Origin of the sequence: Labrenzia sp. C1B70 (assembly GCF_000475395.1) — a bacterium.
In the GTDB taxonomy this organism is placed as follows: domain Bacteria; phylum Pseudomonadota; class Alphaproteobacteria; order Rhizobiales; family Stappiaceae; genus Roseibium; species Roseibium algicola.
Genome location: NZ_AXCE01000014.1, coordinates 127,151 through 144,131 on the forward strand (window position 1 = coordinate 127,151; position 16,981 = coordinate 144,131).

The following is a 16,981-nucleotide window of genomic DNA, read 5'->3' on the forward strand; positions in this document are numbered from 1 at the left end:
GCATCATAAAAGGATTGACTGGTATGGGCGCTGATGATCGCGCCAAGCTGATGGACAGCTTGAAAGCCAACCGCCGTTCTGCGCGTGGACGGGCGACGTCTTCGTCGGCACGTCCACAAGCGGCAGCCCCGAAGCGCAAGGTCTATGACTTCAAGGAGCTGCCGCAGGTCAAGCAATTGCAGATGCACAGAGCTGCGGCAGATATGATGGGGATCGAAAATCCGTTTTTCCGACCTCACGACGGGCTGGCAGCGGGTACGAGCGTCATCAACGGCAGCAACTACGACAATTTCGCTTCTTACAACTACCTCGGCCTGAACGGGCACCCCAAGGTCAACGAGGCCGCAAAGGCCTATGTCGACAAATTCGGCACGAGCGTTTCCGCAAGCCGTATTGTTGCCGGCGAGCGCCCGTTCCACGCAGAACTGGAAGCAGCGCTGGCGAGGATCCACGGTGTGGAATCGTCGATCGTCATGGTGTCCGGTCATGCCACCAACGTCACGACGATCGGCCATTTGGTCCACAAGGGTGATCTGGTCCTGACAGACTCTTTCGTGCACAACTCGATTGCCGAAGGTGTTCGCCTGTCCGGCGCGACCCGCATGAACTTCCCTCATGATGATCTTGATGCTCTGGAAAAGATGCTCGCAGATCATCGACACAAGTTCGACAAGGTGCTTGTTGTTGTGGAAGGTCTCTATTCGATGGATGGAGATTTCCCGGACCTGAAGCGGGTCGTGAAGCTCAAACAGGCTTATGACGCCTGGCTGATGGTCGACGAAGCACATTCCATCGGTGTCCTCGGCAAGACCGGCAAGGGCATCGCCGAGCATTTAGGAATAGACCCGACTGAAGTCGAAATCTGGATGGGGACGCTGTCCAAGACCTTCTCATCCTGCGGTGGCTATATCGCCGGATCCAAGGTCCTGTGCGACTACCTCAAAGTGTCTGCGCCGGGTTTCGTGTTTTCCGTTGGACTTTCCGCCGCGCTCGCGGGCGCTGCCATTGCGTCTGCCGAACTGCTCGAGCAGGAACCTGAGCGGGTCGCAAAGCTTCAGAAGAACGGAGCACTCTTTCTGGAGCTCGCAAAGGAAGCCGGACTGAACACCGGCCCCAGTGCCGGCTACGCGGTGGTTCCCGTCATTGTCGGCGATTCTGCAAGTGCCGCAACACTTTCCAATCGTTTGCTCGCAAAGGGAATCAATGCCCTCCCGATCATTTTTCCGGCCGTGCCTGAAAAATCAGCGCGCATTCGCTTCTTCATTACGAGCGAACATACCGAAGACCAGATCCGGCGCGCTGTTGAGACAACGGCTTCCGAACTCGACGCCATGCGCGCGGACGGAACCGCCGTCGACAGGCTTATCAAGGCTACGCGCTAAAAGATTTGGGCATCATGCCTCCCGCAATTGCCGGACACGGATATGCTGTCGTGTCCGGTTCAATGGAAGCCTACCTGTCAGAGTTCTCTCGATAACGCGGATCCTGATCAATCGTCACATCAAAACCGCCCATGAAGAGATCGCCGATCTTCGTCGGCAACAGATTTTGAAGGCGAATGCCCCAGGCCAGCAAAAACGGAAACGCATAGAACGGCTTGCGACGGTCGATGGCCCGTCGCATCAATGAAGCTGCTTTTGAAGCCGGCATTTCGAATGGTTTGGCTCCGTTGTGGCGCGCAGACATCGGTGAAGTGATGAACCCCGGACAGATGATCGTCACGGATATGCCGAAGGGCTTCAACCAACCGCGAAGGGAATGCCCGTAGGCAATGAGTGCCGCCTTCGTGGCGCTGTAGCTCGGCATATCCGGCAAGGCACGCATTCCGGCCAGAGACGAGATAAGCACCAGTTGCCCACGCCGGCGTTTTTGCATGTTGTCGATGAGGCCCGTGAGAGTGTTGACCACGCCTCGATAGTTCACATCTATCTGCCGATCGCTGTCGGCATTCGTTTCGCGCGTTCGGTTGGGACCGAGCCCGGCAGTCACACCAGCATTTGCAATGACCAGATCGACAGGATGCCGTGCATCCAGATCACTGAGGTAGCCATGCAGTGCTTCGCGATCACGAATATCGATGGCACTGATTTCACCGTCAGCGCCAAGCTCGCAGATTTCTTTCAGCAGAGCTTCCAGACGCGCCTCGTCCCGGGCAATGAGGGCGAAATAGATGCCGGGACCAGCGTATTCACGAGCAAGCGCCTGCCCAATGCCGCCGCTGGCACCGGTCAACACGATGACCTTTTGTGTTTCGCCTGCCATTCTTGCCTCTCCCATGAGGGTTAGATTCCAAGTTTTCTGCCTAGCCAGGACGAGTGCCGCTTGATCGCGGTTACCAGAAGGTGCCGCTTGTCTGTCCGTTGCTCCGCAAGCCGCGAAACCAGAAACTCCGGTGAGCATGGCAACAAGGAAACCGGGTCAATTGTGCGGGCATACTTCACGAGAGCCAGATAGACCAGCTCCGGCAAGGTGCGGCTTGTGCCCCTACCTTCAATCCGGGTCAAATCCTCACAAAGGCCCCAGCCGGCATAAAAGGGCGCTCCGTGGACACACACCTTCTTGCCCCGCAGTAGAGCTTCGAACCCCGATAACGAAGAAAAAGTCTCGACACCATCGACTGCCTCTATGAGGTCGATGATATTCGCATCTTCGGCAATTTCATCGGCGTATTCCAGCGCGGTTTCACGGGACACCTTGCCTTTACGCAAGCCGGTCTCAACATCGGGATGTGGTTTGAAAACCAGGAACGCCTCGGGATGACGGGTACGGGCGAGGCGAAGCAGTTCGAGATTCACGTTCGGTGTGTTGGCGCAATCGATTGTCGCAGATCTGGATTTTCTGATTGCCGCATCGTCCGCAACCTGCCCCGGTACAAGGATCTTTTCCTTGTTGGCCGGATAGGCAAATGAACGCGTCTTGCCGAAATTGTATTTGGAGACCCTGGCGCGGATGATCAGGTCGATCAAAGTTTCGCCCCGTTCCCGTTCTGCCGGTGAAAGCTCGTACTCTTTCAGTAGAACTTCAAGCCGGCTTGGCCGAGACGGGTCGTAGTAGATGCCGAGGTCATCGACCGCAAGCATAGCCCCTCTTGCAAGGCCTGCACCAAGACCGACGGAGCGCAAGAAACCGTCTTCTATGCGCGACAACTGAATCCCGTTTTGTATGCAGATCTGCTCGAACGCGGGATCGGTGCGCCCTGCCCAGGAATATATCCGCCCGCCGTCACTCCTTGCGGCTGAGACCGCGTCCTGTTGGGTTTCGTGAAACGTGACCGCCCCGCCTTTTCCGGAAAAGGTGGCGTTGATCGAAGGATGGTTCCAATACTGCGCGCCGTAACAATGGCCGGGCATGGCGTTGTCCTGCCACTGCTCCTGCATAAGCGAGTGGATCTCCAGCGCATCACCTGGGTGCAGAAGATCGCCTGTATAAGGTGAGAACCAGGCAGTCCGGCACGACAGTATCCAGTTCAGCAAATCGTCGATGGCTATCTGCTCAAGAGCGGCCCTGTTTTTGAGCTCGGTCCAGAACAACGCTCCCTCTTGCTGGACTTCGTCTCCGGTCAAAAGCCTCTGAAGCGAAAGACCCTCGACCCCAGCAATCGCAGTTTCGCCCGCCGCGGAACTGGAGAGCAACTGTTCACGCCAGGTGCCCGTAAAATCGCAAACCGACGCAATGTTTAGGCCATGTGTGACGAACTGCCGGATTAGCGTGTCACAGACGACGCTCATCAAAGAGCGTTCTTTCAGCTCAGTGCGGCTCAATGGCAAAAGAATTAAGCTGGAGGGCAGCCGCCGGGCTTGTGCAGGGGTCGGACCTTCCAGGACCAGAAGAAGGCTACCTGTGACAGGCTTCATTCTGCTGAACGCATTGGCGTTTTTCAGCCAAACTGCCTGATATGGACTGGTATCTGAACTCCCAAGGATCCCGCCCTCGAGAGCCGTTTGAAGCCTGACTTCCAACGGCCGAAGCTCCGGGTCGACAATCTTCAACGTCGACTTATGCCCCTTCAACCAACCGATCACAACGGCACTCCGAGCGCGCGTGCCCTGGCAAGCCTGGGAGGAGGATCGACATAGGCTCCGAAGGCGTTCAAGTCTCTATTGGCAATCTTTTCGGCAATGTTTTTCGCCGCGACTGCGACACCTTCCGAATTGTGGATCGACCCTCGTACCTGCGTTGAAGCTGCCAGCGCCTGAACGTAAGTGAGGAGAAGGTCACGATCCGGCTGATCCGGATTATTCCAGAAACTCGCCAGATCACCCTGGTGGGTCAGGCCGGCAATATCATAGTGGGCCGGCACCAGCGTCTTCACCGGCACACCAGCTTGCAAGGCTTCCAGCCCGGCGGTGGAATTCAGTGTCACGACCCCGAGCGCCTGCTCGAACGGCTTTGCAAGGCCGCCGCCATCGAGAAAATGTACCCTGTGCTGCAAGCCGAAGCGGTCTGCAAGTTGATCTGCAACACCCGGCCAGTCTTCGAAGCCGACATCGAGAGGGTGGCTCTTCAGCACAAGGTGAACGTCGTCAACTGCCACTTCGGCCAAGGAGCGGAAAACGACTTCCAGAACCTCTTCAAAACTGCGGAATGGAGAATGTCTGCGCAACTGGAAATCTCCCTCCAGCTGCAATGGCAGCACGTAATAGCGAACTGCCTTCTCCTGCAATTCCGCAAGCTGGCGTTCTGCTGCCCTGTTCCTCCGCTTTTCCTTCAACAGCCTAACTGCTCCGCGCAGATATTCAGCGACCGGGGAATAGATCGTGTGCCGCTGATAGGCTGGATAGAGCGGCTTCAGGAAGACATTCGTCAGGTTATAAACCACGTCAGGCGCTGTCTGGAGCCAGAAGCTGGAGGGATAACGCGGGGTGAGATCTACCGCCCCCGCAGTCTCGGCTATACGCCTTATCGCAGCCGGGTCGGAAGGAAAGTGACTGAGCGTGGACAAACCGGTTCGCTCCAGCGTCATCCAGCCGGGCCGCAACGCCCCGAGTTCTGTCACGGCAACATAAACGCCTAGCCGGACTGCTTTTTCGATAGCAAGGCGATGGTAAAGGCGCTGATCCCCATGAAGAACGAGATCTGTAATCTCGTGTTTGCGCAGATAGTCTTCTATGTAGGCCGGCCAATCGGATGGCTGCCCCTTGAAACTGATACAGCCCTTTCCGTGCCAATGTAGCCAGTCACCAGCGCAGAAGTTGATCCGGTGAACATCAAACCCGAGGGCTTTGAGGCAATCACCCGTTTGCTTGTAGAGCGGAGATAACGGTCCCTGCAGAAATAAGGCCCGTCTTACGACGTTTGGGCGAGTTTCCGTTGCCACAGACGGCTCAACCGCGCCAGACATGTGTCCACCGTTCGGTTTTGCCACGCCGTTCCAGTTGTTCGGAGAAGGTCGTCGCGATCCCTCTCGCCTGCGCCTTTTGCAAACGAGGCGGCATTTCACAGAAGGCTTGCGGCAAATTAACCGTGTCCGCAATCATCCGTTCCGCCATCATGTCGGCAGCCGCCTCTCTGCCTTCCTTGGTGTAGAAACATCCCTTGACCTGAATGGACGCTGCAAGCAACCGCTCAAGCGCATCCAGCAGATCCTGATCCGGCATCGTCGGGTTCCGCCAGAAATCATCAAGAGGGTTCTGGCAGGTCAGCCCTGCGATATCATAAAGTGCGATGCCGAGAACCTTCGTGGGGCAATTCGCCCTGAGGGCATGCAGACCGGTGGTGCTGTTTATCGTCAATGAGCCTGCTGCGTGTTCCAAAAGCCGGTTCAGGTTGCCACCATCCACCAGAACCACACGTTTCTTGACCCGATATTTCTTGGCGAGCGTCCGCAGGATTCGCCCCCAGGGCTCCATGCCATTGTCCAGAGGGTGGACCTTGAAGACAAGGCGCGCCGCGGTAGGTGCGTTTTCTGCAAACGACTTGATGACCTCCTCTGCAGCATCCGCAATATGGTCGTACTGGGAGTTATAGCGCAGCTGATAGTCGCTCTGAAGCTGAAGAGGAAAGACGTAGTATGGCAGGCCAGTCGCAATAATGTCGTCAATCACGTGGTGGGCGTGCCTGTTGCGGCTTTTGGCGAGCGAGAATCGCGGAATATTGCTCAGGTAGTCGATCAGCGGATGATAGAGCTTGTCACGGACATACCTGGGATATGACAACGCGAAGATCACGTTGGACATATTGTAGGTTACCTCGTTCACCGCTTCGTTGATGAACGGGTACTTGTAGAGTGCCTGCCGGTCGATATCCGGAAGGCTGCTGCCTACTTTCATGATGAGTTCCGGATCATCCGGAAACCGGGAGTGCGCGGACATTCCGCAATGCTCGAGCGTTATCCAGTCCGGACGCAGATAGCCGTTCTCAAAGGTCAGACACGTTATGCCGAGTTCCGCCCCCACTTCCGCCGCTGCGACATGATAAGGCACACGATCCGCGTAATAGACGATGTGGGTAATCTTCTGGTCGAGACAGTAGGCTCGAAGCCAGTTTGGCCAGTTTCGCAAGGAACCGCGATAGGATGTACATCTGCGGTCGTGCCAACCGATCCAGTCGCCGGCACACAGGTTCACCCGGCGTGTGGACGCCCCTGCTTTTTCAAGGCTGTCGGCAATGGTTCGCGCAAAAACACCAGGCGGCCCTTGCAGAAACAGCACCACCATTGAACTGACTGAAACCATGCAATCTGCCAACCTACCGGCTTTAACGGCCCACGATGTTTATCTGAGCCGTTAAATCTTCGTACGGCAACTGTTAATCCGTGATGTTACTTACCACAGAGTAGTTGCTGATGAGCGGAGCGATGATTTGCAGGAACTTGCCAAGCTCAGCAGTCGGATGGTTCGAAACGAATAGGATGTCCTTGTCCCGCATTTCGAATTTCTGCGACATGAAGAAGCCCTTCGGATCGCGAAGGCTCAGTTTGTAGACAAGAGGAACGCTCTGACCCGTCAACTTGTCCGCGAGAAGAGGCTTGAGCTTTCGCACAAGTGCAGCATCTTCGAAGCGGAACAGGAACACACCGTTTGCATCCGCGCGATCATCCCGCAAACCACCCACCGTCGCCAGGGCCTCGGCCATTGTGACGGTCTTCGTCTTGAACGGAACGAGCTGGTTTGCCTTGAGGGCACCGAATGCAGAGAAAGTACGCGGGCGATGCGACAGAAGAATGTTGTCGTTCGGCGCTATCAGAACGTTATTTTCCGGATAGTCGATCAGATCTTCCAGACGGGTGGTACCGGCGCGGTTGCCGCGCTTCAGCGTAACCACGGTCTCATAGGTCGCGTCGCGCGCGCCACCTGCCTGCGCAACGAGGTCGAGCAGGCGGGTATTTCGCAGCGGCAGCGGATAAACGCCCGGCTTGGCGACATCGCCGACGACAACCGCGGTTGAGCTCAGTTTGTCTCTGAGGGAAATCAGAACCTGCGGCTCAACGGCCTTGCCAACGAGTTTCTGCTGCACCGACTGGCGCAAGCCCTCAATGCTGAGGCCTGCTGCCCGTATACGGCCAGCGTACGGCACAAAGATATAGCCGCTCTCGTCAACAACGGATGGAATGTTGCTCGACCCGCCACCGCCACTGCTGAACAGGCCGTCCGGCGACGCTTCCCAGATAGTGACATTCAGCGTGTCGCCAACGCCGAGGAGCGTTGAAGACCCGCCACTTCCAACTCCGTGGAACTGGTTGGCAAAAGCAAGTGGGCGGTAATTCTTGATAGTGTCAATGTTGGACGGCTCGACAACGACGACGGTGTAATCCCCCGTCTGTGCACTGTTTTCGACATCTTGCGACGAAATATTTATCGCAGCCGGGCCCTCGCCCGGCAGGGCGGAGCACCCAAACAGAACTCCGGCAGCCGCCAATACTGACAAAAAACGCATTAGTACCCAATCCACCCAAATTGCTGCCAAGTCTGGTAACACCCTCTTGCAAGGTTGTCCAAGACGCATCGCAGCTTTCCCCGGGAGAAACCTCCCAGCTGTGACTTTGCTGTAACACTACACCGTCTTTTCCTAGTGAATTGATAAATTTCCAATTTATCGTCTTCTGTTCGGCATGTGAGCGTCGATAATCGAATTCAGCGTCAGAGCTTCCAACATCTGTCTTCGGGGTATCTTATGACCGCCAGCAACCGGCATAACGACATTAAAAACATTAAAATTCTCTCGTCAGAATTAACAATCTGGCTGCGGGATTCGGCCTTGCCGTTCTGGTCATCTGCCGGTATCGACCCGCAAACAAAAACCAGTCTTGACGTTATCGACCTCAAAACTGGTGCCGGCCTTCCAGTCACGCGGCGCGCGCGGGTCGTGAGCAGGCAGATCTATTCCTTTCTGGAAGGCAAGAAGCGCGGGTGGACGGGACCAGCCGAGGAATTAGCGGCCGAACTTTATGGCTGGTACACGAGCACTTTCCTGATGCCGGACGGACACTACGCCTCTTGCGTTGACATCAATAACACCGTCACAGATACGAGTTTCGACCTCTACAATCAGTCTTTTTCCCTCTTTGGCTTCGCCAAGCTGGCAGCGGATCTTCCCGCCTATAAAACCAGCGCAAGCGAACACGCCGACAAGCTGCTGGCTCATCTGATGACGGCCTATCGTCATCCGGAAGCAGGATTTCAAGAAGCCTCTCCCGCGAAGGTGCCGCTTTGCTCCAATCCGCACATGCACATGTTCGAAGCGTGCCTCGCATGGGAAAAAGTCTCCTCAGATTCTGCCTGGGCAGACCTTGCCGATGAAATCGCCGAACTTGCCCTGACGCGATTCATCGACCCGGTTTCAGGCGGGCTTCGAGAATTCTTCAACAGCGACTGGACCCCGTTTGATGGTGACAAGGGCCGTGTCATGGAGCCCGGTCACCAGTTCGAATGGGCGTGGCTCCTGACAAGATGGGGGCAATCGAGAATGGATGCGGGCGCCCTGATTGCTGCGCGGCGCCTCTATGACATTGCATGGACCTACGGCATAGATGAAAGCCGCGGTGTCGCCTTCATGGCCTTGAACGACGATTTTTCCGTCCGTGACCCCATGGCACGCCTGTGGGGACAGACGGAATGGATCAAGGCCGCCGTCGCTCTGGCAGAAGTTTCAACCGGCGCAGAAAGGGACGCCTACTTGGCGGATATTCCGGAAGCCGTCCAGGCACTGAAGGTCTATTTTGCAGATGTCCCCGCCGGCTTGTGGCGAGACAAGCTCTCTCCCGACGGAACCTTCGTCGATGAACCCGCACCGGCAAGTTCGCTCTATCACATCGTTTGCGCTATCTCGGAACTTCACGATTTCGCAGAATCACTTTGACCGGGCCGGCGGCGTCAAAAAGGCACGCATGGCGAAACCAGAGCAGTAAAAGACGCATTCGGCCTTTTTCATTTCGATACAGAGCTCTATAGCTTGTCGCCGGTTTAAGAAGACGTGCGACCAATGAGGAGGCCGAATGCCCAAGGCTCAGATCATCGATGGCAAGGCTATCGCGGAAAGTGTCAGGCAGGAAATCACCAACCGGGCAGCCAAGCTGCTGGAAACCAGCGGCAAACGCCCCGGTCTGGCGGTCGTCCTGGTGGGTGAGGATCCTGCCAGCCAGGTCTACGTACGCAATAAGGACAAGGCCGCCGAAGCCTGCGGTTTTCACTCCGTGAAACACACGCTCGCTGCCGACACCAGCGAGGACGCTGTGCTGGCACTTGTCGACCAGCTCAACAACGACCCTGATATTCACGGAATTCTGGTGCAGCTGCCTTTGCCGGGACATATCGACGAGAGCAAGGTGCTGCGCCTCATCCGCCCGGAAAAGGACGTCGACGGTTTCCATCCTGTCAATGTTGGACTGCTGACTGCCGGAGAACGGGACAGTGCGCTGGTGCCCTGCACACCTGCCGGTAGTCTGGTGCTGTTGAAGCGCACACTCGGTGACACGCTCTCGGGTCTCAACGCAGTCGTGGTGGGCCGATCCAACATCGTCGGCAAACCCATGGCGAGCCTTCTGCTTCAGGAAAGCTGCACTGTCACGATCGCTCACAGCCGCACAAGAGACCTGCCGGACGTCGTGCGTTCCGCAGACATCGTCGTCGCGGCGGTCGGTCGGCCGGAGATGATCAAGGGCGATTGGATCAAACCGGGCGCGACCGTTATCGATGTCGGCATCAACCGAATCCCGGCTCCGGACCTGGGTGAAGGCAAGGCTCGCCTGGTTGGCGATGTGAACTTTGCAGAAGCAGCAGAGGTTGCAGGTGCCATAACACCGGTTCCCGGTGGCGTTGGTCCAATGACGATTGCCATGCTGATGGTCAACACCTTGACGGCTGCTCGCCGTCTGCTTGACCTTCCGGAGGAAGAAGCGCTTTTTTGAGTAATAACCGGCCGGCACGAAAGCGCGCGCAAGAATATTTTCGCGCGTTCTTGCGGCACATTCACTAAAGTCTTGTGCCACCTTCTCTCTTGAACTCGTTCCGGCGCCATGGTCTATCGTGTTTGTATTCGCTTAACCATGGCCCTTTAAGGTGCGTAACGTAGGGGCTGCAAACGCAGATGGTTGAATTGCGCTGTTATCAGATGCAATTCGGCTGACCAATTAAACAGGCGGCAGTGAGTGAAGGGTCTACCGTCTTGCAAGTCCGGCAGGTTCGCCGGCAAGCGTTTCAACGCATTTTCCTCATTGGCAGCCTGGTTGGCTGGCGGTGTTTCTTTTGTTGCCTTGCGCCCGGCTGGCGCTGGGTTGGCCTGTGCCCTTCTTCTTGCTGCTCCCCTTCCCGCAAATTCCTTTGAAATATTCGGCTGGAAGTTTTTCGAATCGGCGGAAGACGAAGCCAACGCTGTTCCCGATCCCCTGCCCTACGAGGCAGACCTGACAATCTCCAATGGTGCGGATGATCTCACCAAGGAATTGAAAGACGCCTCGCTGCTGGTGCAGCAACAGGAAAAGCCCCCCTCCGGCGAGGCAGGCCTGCTCGCACGCTCTCTTTCTGATCGCGAACGGCTGATCGCCCAGCTTTATGCCGATGGCCGCTACGGTGGAACTGTCGATATCACGCTTGCAGGCATTCCGCTTGAAACCGCTCTTGAACAAAGTGATTTGCCTGACGCTCGGCCGGTGAAGGTCGAGATCCTGGTCAATCCGGGGCCGGTCTTCACCTTCAGCAATATCGACGTTTCGTCCCAGGACGGCGATCTGTCCACCGACCCGTCCTTCTGGGGCCTCGCGAAAGGCGAGGTCGCTGCTTCCGGCAAGATCCTGACGGCGGAAAAGCGCATGATCGCGGTTCTGCGCGATCGCGGGTATCCGAAGGCGCGGATCGCGGAACGCCGGATAACGGCGGACCATAGCACCAACACCCTCGCCGTGGCGCTGATCGCCGATGCCGGCCATCAGGCACGTTTCGGCCCGGTCTCGGTCAAAGGTACGGAAGTCACTGACCCGGATTTCGTCGTCCAGCAGGCAATGCTTCCGGTCGGAGGCGTCTATTCGCCTGAAGACCTGGCCCGTGCACGCAAACGGCTCAACGAACTCGGCATCTTCTCGTCCATCCGGCTCGTGGAAGGCGAAATCGAAGGCCCAGACGGTACCATGCCGGTCACCATCGAGGTGAGCGAGCGCAAGCGCCACGTGATCGGTGCCGGTGCTTCCTGGTCCAGTACCGAGGGCTTTGGTGTCGAATCCTATTGGCGCAGAAGAAACCTCTTCGGCCGCGGCGAATTGCTCTCTGTTGAAGGGTCCGTTGGCAGGATCGGCAACGAGAGCGTCCTCGACATGGAGTACTCGGCGCGAATCGCCTTTGAAAAGCCAGGCGTTTTCGGCCCGCTTACCAGCTTTTCGACCAGCCTCCAGGCACGCCAGGAACATCCCGACGCCTACAAGAGCCGGTCGATTACCTATGACGCCTATCTCAACAGGGAATTTTCCGAGCAGCTGAAAGGCCGCGCGGGCGCCGAGGTCTTTTACGCCAATGAAGAAGACGCCTTCGGCGATGGCGACTATCTGCTGGTTGGACTGCCGGCGGACCTGACCTTCGACAACCGTGATGACAAGCTCAATCCGTCCAAGGGGATTTTCGCAGCCCTGTTTGCGGAGCCCGCTTACGATACCCTGAACAGCAACGCGATGGGTTTCATCAAAGGCACTGTTTCCAGTTACTATGCGCTCGATCAGGCCAAGCGCTTCATTCTTGCAGGACGCGTCTCCACAGGGTCGATCCTGGCGCCGTCTGTGGAATCGGTTCCCGCCAGCCGGCGGTTCATCGCCGGTGGTGGCGGGTCCATCCGGGGCTACGCCTATCGCAACGTCGGTCCACGCAAGGATGGTGAAGTTACCGGTGGACGCTCGATTATCGAGCTTTCCGGTGAAGTTCGCGTCATGGTAACCGAAACCATTGGAATCGTTGGATTTGTTGATGCAGGTAATGCATACGAAGACAGCATTCCTGATTTTTCCGAGAGCCTGAAGGTGGGCGTTGGCGCTGGTCTGCGCTACTTTACTCCAATAGGCCCGCTTCGAGTCGATGCTGCGGTGCCGCTGGATCCGGGACAGGATGACCCGGACTTCGCCCTTTATGTAGGTTTGAGCCAGGCGTTCTAACGCAGATGCGTTTTCTGAAACTTTCCTTGCGAATCTTCGGATTCCTGATCGCGGTTGCGATTGCTGTTCCCGTCCTCGCCCTTTGTGCCCTGCAAGTGCCGGCGGGCCGCACCTTTGTGTCCAGCGTCGTCAGCACGCTTGCCTCGTCCGACTATCAGACCATCACGATCGAAGATTTGTACATCAGCTTTGGGCTGAAGGCTGAAGTCGGCAAGGTCTCCCTGGCCGACAAGGAAGGAACCTGGCTGAACGTCGAGAACATTGCCGCCGACTGGCATCCCATGCGGCTCCTTGCCGGCAATCTCGATATTTCTTCTCTCACCGCATCCCGGATAGATCTGGAAAGAACACCTGTCCAGCCACCGGCTGAAGAGGTGGCAGTGACCGAGGAGAGCAACTCATCGGGCGGTGTATCGCTGCCATTTAACGTCACTCTCGAACGTCTGGGCCTTGACGAAATCAACCTCGGTGCTCCCCTGCTGGGAGTACCTGTCTCCCTGACGGCCGCAGGATCAGGCTCTTTCGCGCTCGACCCGGCACTTGTCACTGCCGATCTCGATCTGCACCGGATCGACGGCATAGAAGCCGGTCTTGTGGCCAAGGCACAGTTTGAACCCGCCGCCGAAACGCTTGCTTTCGATATTGAAGTGTCCGAACCGCGTGGGGGTCTCGCCGCACGGCTTCTTGAAGTTCCCGACCTGCCCGCGCTGGATCTGTCGCTCAAAGGTGATGGTCCCCTGACCGACTGGGCAGCGAACCTGAGTGTGGCTCTCGATGGCAGGACCACCGTCACCGGTTCGGCAAAAATCGAGGAAAATGCATCCGAACGGCATCTGGCCTTCGATCTGGACGGCGATCTCGCGCCGCTTGCACCTCCCGCGGCACAAGCCTTTCTGCTCGGAACGACAAATGCCAAAGGAGCTGCCAGGTTCTCTACGGAATTCGCCCCTCTTTCGGCCAACCTGACCTTGAAAACACAAACACTTTCCCTGGAAGCAAAGGCCGATCTTGAGAACGATGCCGTCAACGCCACGGCGGATCTTGCCGTAAGTGCCGGGAATGACGCGCTGATTGCGCTCGACCTTGGCGAGAGGCGCATTGCCTTCGGTCCGTTGACCGGAACGGTACGTGTTTCCGGACAACGCTCCGCGGTCGACTGGCAAACCAAGATTGACCTGAAGTCACTGCAGACAACGGAAGCCAGGACTGGAGCCATCACGCTGTCGTCCTTCGGAAATGGAGCAGATCTCTCCGAAGGAACGCTGACGTCACCCTTCTCGTTGTCGCTCGCCATTGACAGGCTGGAAGGCATTACCCCGCAAACAGAGCCTTTGACCGGTTTGCTTGAATTGAAGGCTACGGGCGCCGTGAACGGCGCAACCCAATCGGCCGAGATCAAGGATCTGACCCTTTCAACCGCTGTCGCCTCGCTTGCTCTGTCGGACACGAACCTGTCAGCCGACGCTGTCAATGGATCGGGCAGGCTTTCGCTTGCCGACCTTTCCCCTCTGTCGGGCCTGGCAGGCCGCGATCTGGCCGGTGCTTTGAACGGAACATTTTCGCTGGATCTTGATCCAAGCCAGCTGTCGGGCACGATCACCAGCGCTCTCGTCACCAGGGATGTCGGGACGGCAATTCCTCAGGCCGACGCGCTTCTTGAAGGTGAAACACGCATCGACGTGTCTGTCGATCTTCAAGGCGTGGACGATATTTCCGTCACCAGTCTCGCTGTTTCGAACAAGGCGCTGGATGCGAAAGGGAATGCCCGTTACCGGCAGAACGAACTGAGTTCCAGCCTGACGACCAGCCTTGCCGATCTCGCAAAGGTCGATCCGCAACTTGCCGGCTCGCTGGAACTCGAAGCGAGCACGGAAGGTCCGATCGACGCGCTTGAAGTGCAGGCGGTTGCCTCTTCAAAGCAGATCATGCTTGCAGGCACACCGCTGGATGACTTGAAACTTTCTGCAGAGGCAACGGCCAATCCCGCCGCGCCTACAGCCAAGGTTACCAGCAGTGCCAGCCTGAACGGCCAACCCATTGCCGTTGATGTCGAGCTTACCAGCAAAGACGGTGGGGCAAGTGTCAGCCCGCTTTCCGTCAAACTGGCCGGCAACACCGTGACCGGTGAACTTTCTCTGGCAGATCTCGACAAGCCTGTTGAAACGCTCAAGGGCACGTTGAACATCGATGCTCCGGACCTTGCCTCGCTCTCTCCTCTCCTTCTGACGGAAATCGCCGGACGTGTTCAAGGCACAGTGACAGCCAATCCGGAAACGCGGCAACTCGCACTCGACGTTACCGGAAGCGATATCAGCGTGCCCGCAGTCAGTCTCGGCAGCGTGAAGCTCAAGGCCAATCTTACTGCCCCATACGAGCCGGAAACCGTCACTGCGGACATTCAGCTGTCAGACATCCTGACAGATGCGACCCCGGTTCATGCGGTGAGCCTTCAGGCCCAGCCTCAAAATGGCGGCACCGCAATCACGGCGGACGTCAAGCTGGACAAGAACGGCAAGGATGGCGTGACGCTTGCAGCGCAGGTGAACGAACCGGAAGCTGGCTCCTACGTCGTCGCCCTGTCCGAGCTTGCCATGCGATATCAGGGTATCGCCAGCCAGTTGAAGCAGCCGACAACCATTTCCTATGCTGCCGGTGAAGCGACGATCGAACCACTGGAGCTTCAGCTTGGAAATGGCTCACTTGCGGTGTCCGGCAAGGCCGGCGAGACGCTTGACCTGAACGCCAACCTGACATCCATTCCGCTCAATCTTGCCAACGCCTTTGTCCCCTCGCTTGGTCTCGGCGGTGCTCTTTCCGGGAAAGTGTCTGCCACAGGCAGCTCATCGGCTCCAGAGGCGACCTGGTCGATCTCCGGAACAGGTCTGACGGCTAACGAGTTGCGAAACAACGGTCTGGCCGCGCTCAGTCTGTCGACCTCAGGCACATTGAAGGATAACCGGATCGACCAGACGACCAAGGTCAGCGATCCGAATGGACTGAACCTCACGGCTGCGGGAACGGTCGGGCTGCAGAAACCCAATCCGATTGCTCTTACCCTGAATGGCAACGTGCCGACTGCGGCTCTCAGACGCCCCATGATCGAGGCAGGTTTGCGCGGTGAAGGTACAATCGCCCTGAGCGGCAATGTCGGCGGTTCGGCAGCAGCCCCCACTTACCAGATCACCGCCACGCCCAACGGTTTGAAGATCACCAGCCTGTCGACAGGTATCACTGTTCAGAACATTCGCGGCACGGCTTCTGTCAGCCAGAACGAAGCGTCGCTGAACGGCATTGCCGGTGACCTTGCGACGGGCGGCTCCATGTCTGCGTCAGGCACTGTTGGCATGAAGGACGGATTTCCGGCGGATCTCAGCCTGAAACTGGACAATGGTCGCTACGTCGATCCTGGTCTGGTGACTGCGGAAGTGGATGCGGATCTCAAGGTTTCCGGTCCGCTTGCTTCTACCAGCGCGTCAGCCCTTATCAGCGGTCAGGTATCGATCAACAAGGCGGACGTCTCAATTCCCGAGTATCTGCCCGGTGCGATACCTCCCGTTGACGTTCGGCATATCAATGCTTCCAAGGCGATCCAGCAGCAGGTTGCAGAACTTGGTGGCGAAGTCTCCCAAACACAGACCCAGCAAAAGACCTTCCCGCCGCGTCTGGACATCGTCCTGTCCGCACCGGGACGGATCTTCATTCGCGGGCGTGGTCTTGATGCGGAACTACAGGGCAATCTCAAGATCGTCGGCACAACGGCCTCGCCGCAGGCAATCGGCGCTTTCGGACTGAAGCGTGGCCAGCTCGACATTCTCACACGCCGCCTGATCTTCTCTCGCGGCAACGCCACCTTCGAGGGCTCACTGACGCCTGTCCTCGACTTTGCGGCAACGACAGTCGTGAGCGACACCACCATCACCGTTACCGTGAGCGGCGAGGCAGACGATCCCCAGATCGCATTCTCCTCGTCCCCCGAACTTCCGCAAGATGAAGTTCTGGCACTGCTTCTGTTCGGCAAGAGCGTCGGCAACCTGTCGCCCACACAGGTGGCACGGCTTGCGGCGGCCATAGCCACCCTCACCGGGGGCAGCGACAACGGACCGCTTGCCACGATCCGGAAGTCTCTGGGCCTGGATGCCATCGACATCAACACGGACGGGGACAACGGCCCTTCTGTCGCTGTCGGCAAATACATCAATGACAACATCTACGTCGGCGTTGAACAAGGCACGGGTACCGGTTCCAGCCGGGTGAAGGTCGACATTGACCTGGACCGCGGCCTGAAGGTCCGTGGTGAAGTCGGTGCGGACGGATCTTCTAAGGCCGGTATCTTTTTTGAACGCGAGTATTGAGCCCACTCCCGTTCCCCGCAAATCTGACAGGGGCGAAGCGTGTAGCCGCCGCTGGAAACCG

General features: G+C 57.6%; 10 protein-coding genes. 5 read left to right on the forward strand and 5 right to left on the reverse strand.

Annotated features, from left to right (window positions below; genetic code table 11):
- Nucleotides 1-23: 23 nt before the first annotated feature.
- Complete coding sequence (locus tag Q666_RS52670; protein ID WP_022999434.1) at nt 24-1,382, forward strand: aminotransferase class I/II-fold pyridoxal phosphate-dependent enzyme; 1,359 nt, start codon at nt 24-26, stop codon at nt 1,380-1,382.
- A 70-nt stretch (nt 1,383-1,452) separates the two neighbouring features.
- Here the strand turns inward: Q666_RS52670 and Q666_RS52675 are convergent, their stop codons facing one another.
- The 5 genes from Q666_RS52675 to Q666_RS52685 form a co-directional block, all read right to left on the reverse strand.
- Nucleotides 1,453-2,262 (reverse strand): SDR family NAD(P)-dependent oxidoreductase, encoded by an 810-nt coding sequence (locus tag Q666_RS52675; RefSeq protein ID WP_022999435.1) that lies wholly within the window; start codon nt 2,260-2,262, stop codon nt 1,453-1,455.
- Between the two features lie 20 nt (nt 2,263-2,282).
- Nucleotides 2,283-3,728: a beta-3-deoxy-D-manno-oct-2-ulosonic acid transferase gene (locus Q666_RS65025; protein WP_022999436.1), complete on the reverse strand. Its 1,446-nt coding sequence runs from the start codon at nt 3,726-3,728 to the stop codon at nt 2,283-2,285.
- Nucleotides 3,729-4,018: 290 nt separating this feature from the next.
- Nucleotides 4,019-5,341: a capsular biosynthesis protein gene (locus Q666_RS0133520; RefSeq protein WP_031268800.1), complete on the reverse strand. Its 1,323-nt coding sequence runs from the start codon at nt 5,339-5,341 to the stop codon at nt 4,019-4,021.
- Nucleotides 5,325-6,674: a capsular biosynthesis protein gene (locus tag Q666_RS52680; RefSeq protein ID WP_035908931.1), complete on the reverse strand. Its 1,350-nt coding sequence runs from the start codon at nt 6,672-6,674 to the stop codon at nt 5,325-5,327. Before Q666_RS52680 ends, Q666_RS0133520 begins: the two co-directional genes overlap by 17 nt.
- 73 nt (nt 6,675-6,747) lie before the next feature.
- The gene (locus Q666_RS52685; protein WP_031268801.1) at nt 6,748-7,875 is read right to left on the reverse strand and encodes a polysaccharide biosynthesis/export family protein; all 1,128 of its coding nucleotides are present in this window, start codon (nt 7,873-7,875) and stop codon (nt 6,748-6,750) included.
- 321 nt (nt 7,876-8,196) lie between these two features.
- On the opposite strand from Q666_RS52685, the gene Q666_RS52690 reads away from it, so the two are divergent.
- The 4 genes from Q666_RS52690 (at nt 8,197) to Q666_RS52705 (ending at nt 16,920) form a co-directional block, all read left to right on the forward strand.
- Nucleotides 8,197-9,297: an AGE family epimerase/isomerase gene (locus Q666_RS52690; protein WP_286133756.1), complete on the forward strand. Its 1,101-nt coding sequence runs from the start codon at nt 8,197-8,199 to the stop codon at nt 9,295-9,297.
- A 136-nt stretch (nt 9,298-9,433) separates the two neighbouring features.
- On the forward strand, nt 9,434-10,345 hold the full coding sequence (gene folD / locus Q666_RS52695; protein ID WP_022999442.1) for a bifunctional methylenetetrahydrofolate dehydrogenase/methenyltetrahydrofolate cyclohydrolase FolD: 912 nt from the start codon (nt 9,434-9,436) through the stop codon (nt 10,343-10,345).
- A 240-nt stretch (nt 10,346-10,585) separates the two neighbouring features.
- Complete coding sequence (locus Q666_RS52700) at nt 10,586-12,568, forward strand: autotransporter assembly complex family protein (RefSeq protein ID WP_022999443.1); 1,983 nt, start codon at nt 10,586-10,588, stop codon at nt 12,566-12,568.
- A 5-nt stretch (nt 12,569-12,573) separates the two neighbouring features.
- Nucleotides 12,574-16,920: a translocation/assembly module TamB domain-containing protein gene (locus Q666_RS52705; protein ID WP_022999444.1), complete on the forward strand. Its 4,347-nt coding sequence runs from the start codon at nt 12,574-12,576 to the stop codon at nt 16,918-16,920.
- Nucleotides 16,921-16,981 lie beyond the last annotated feature (61 nt).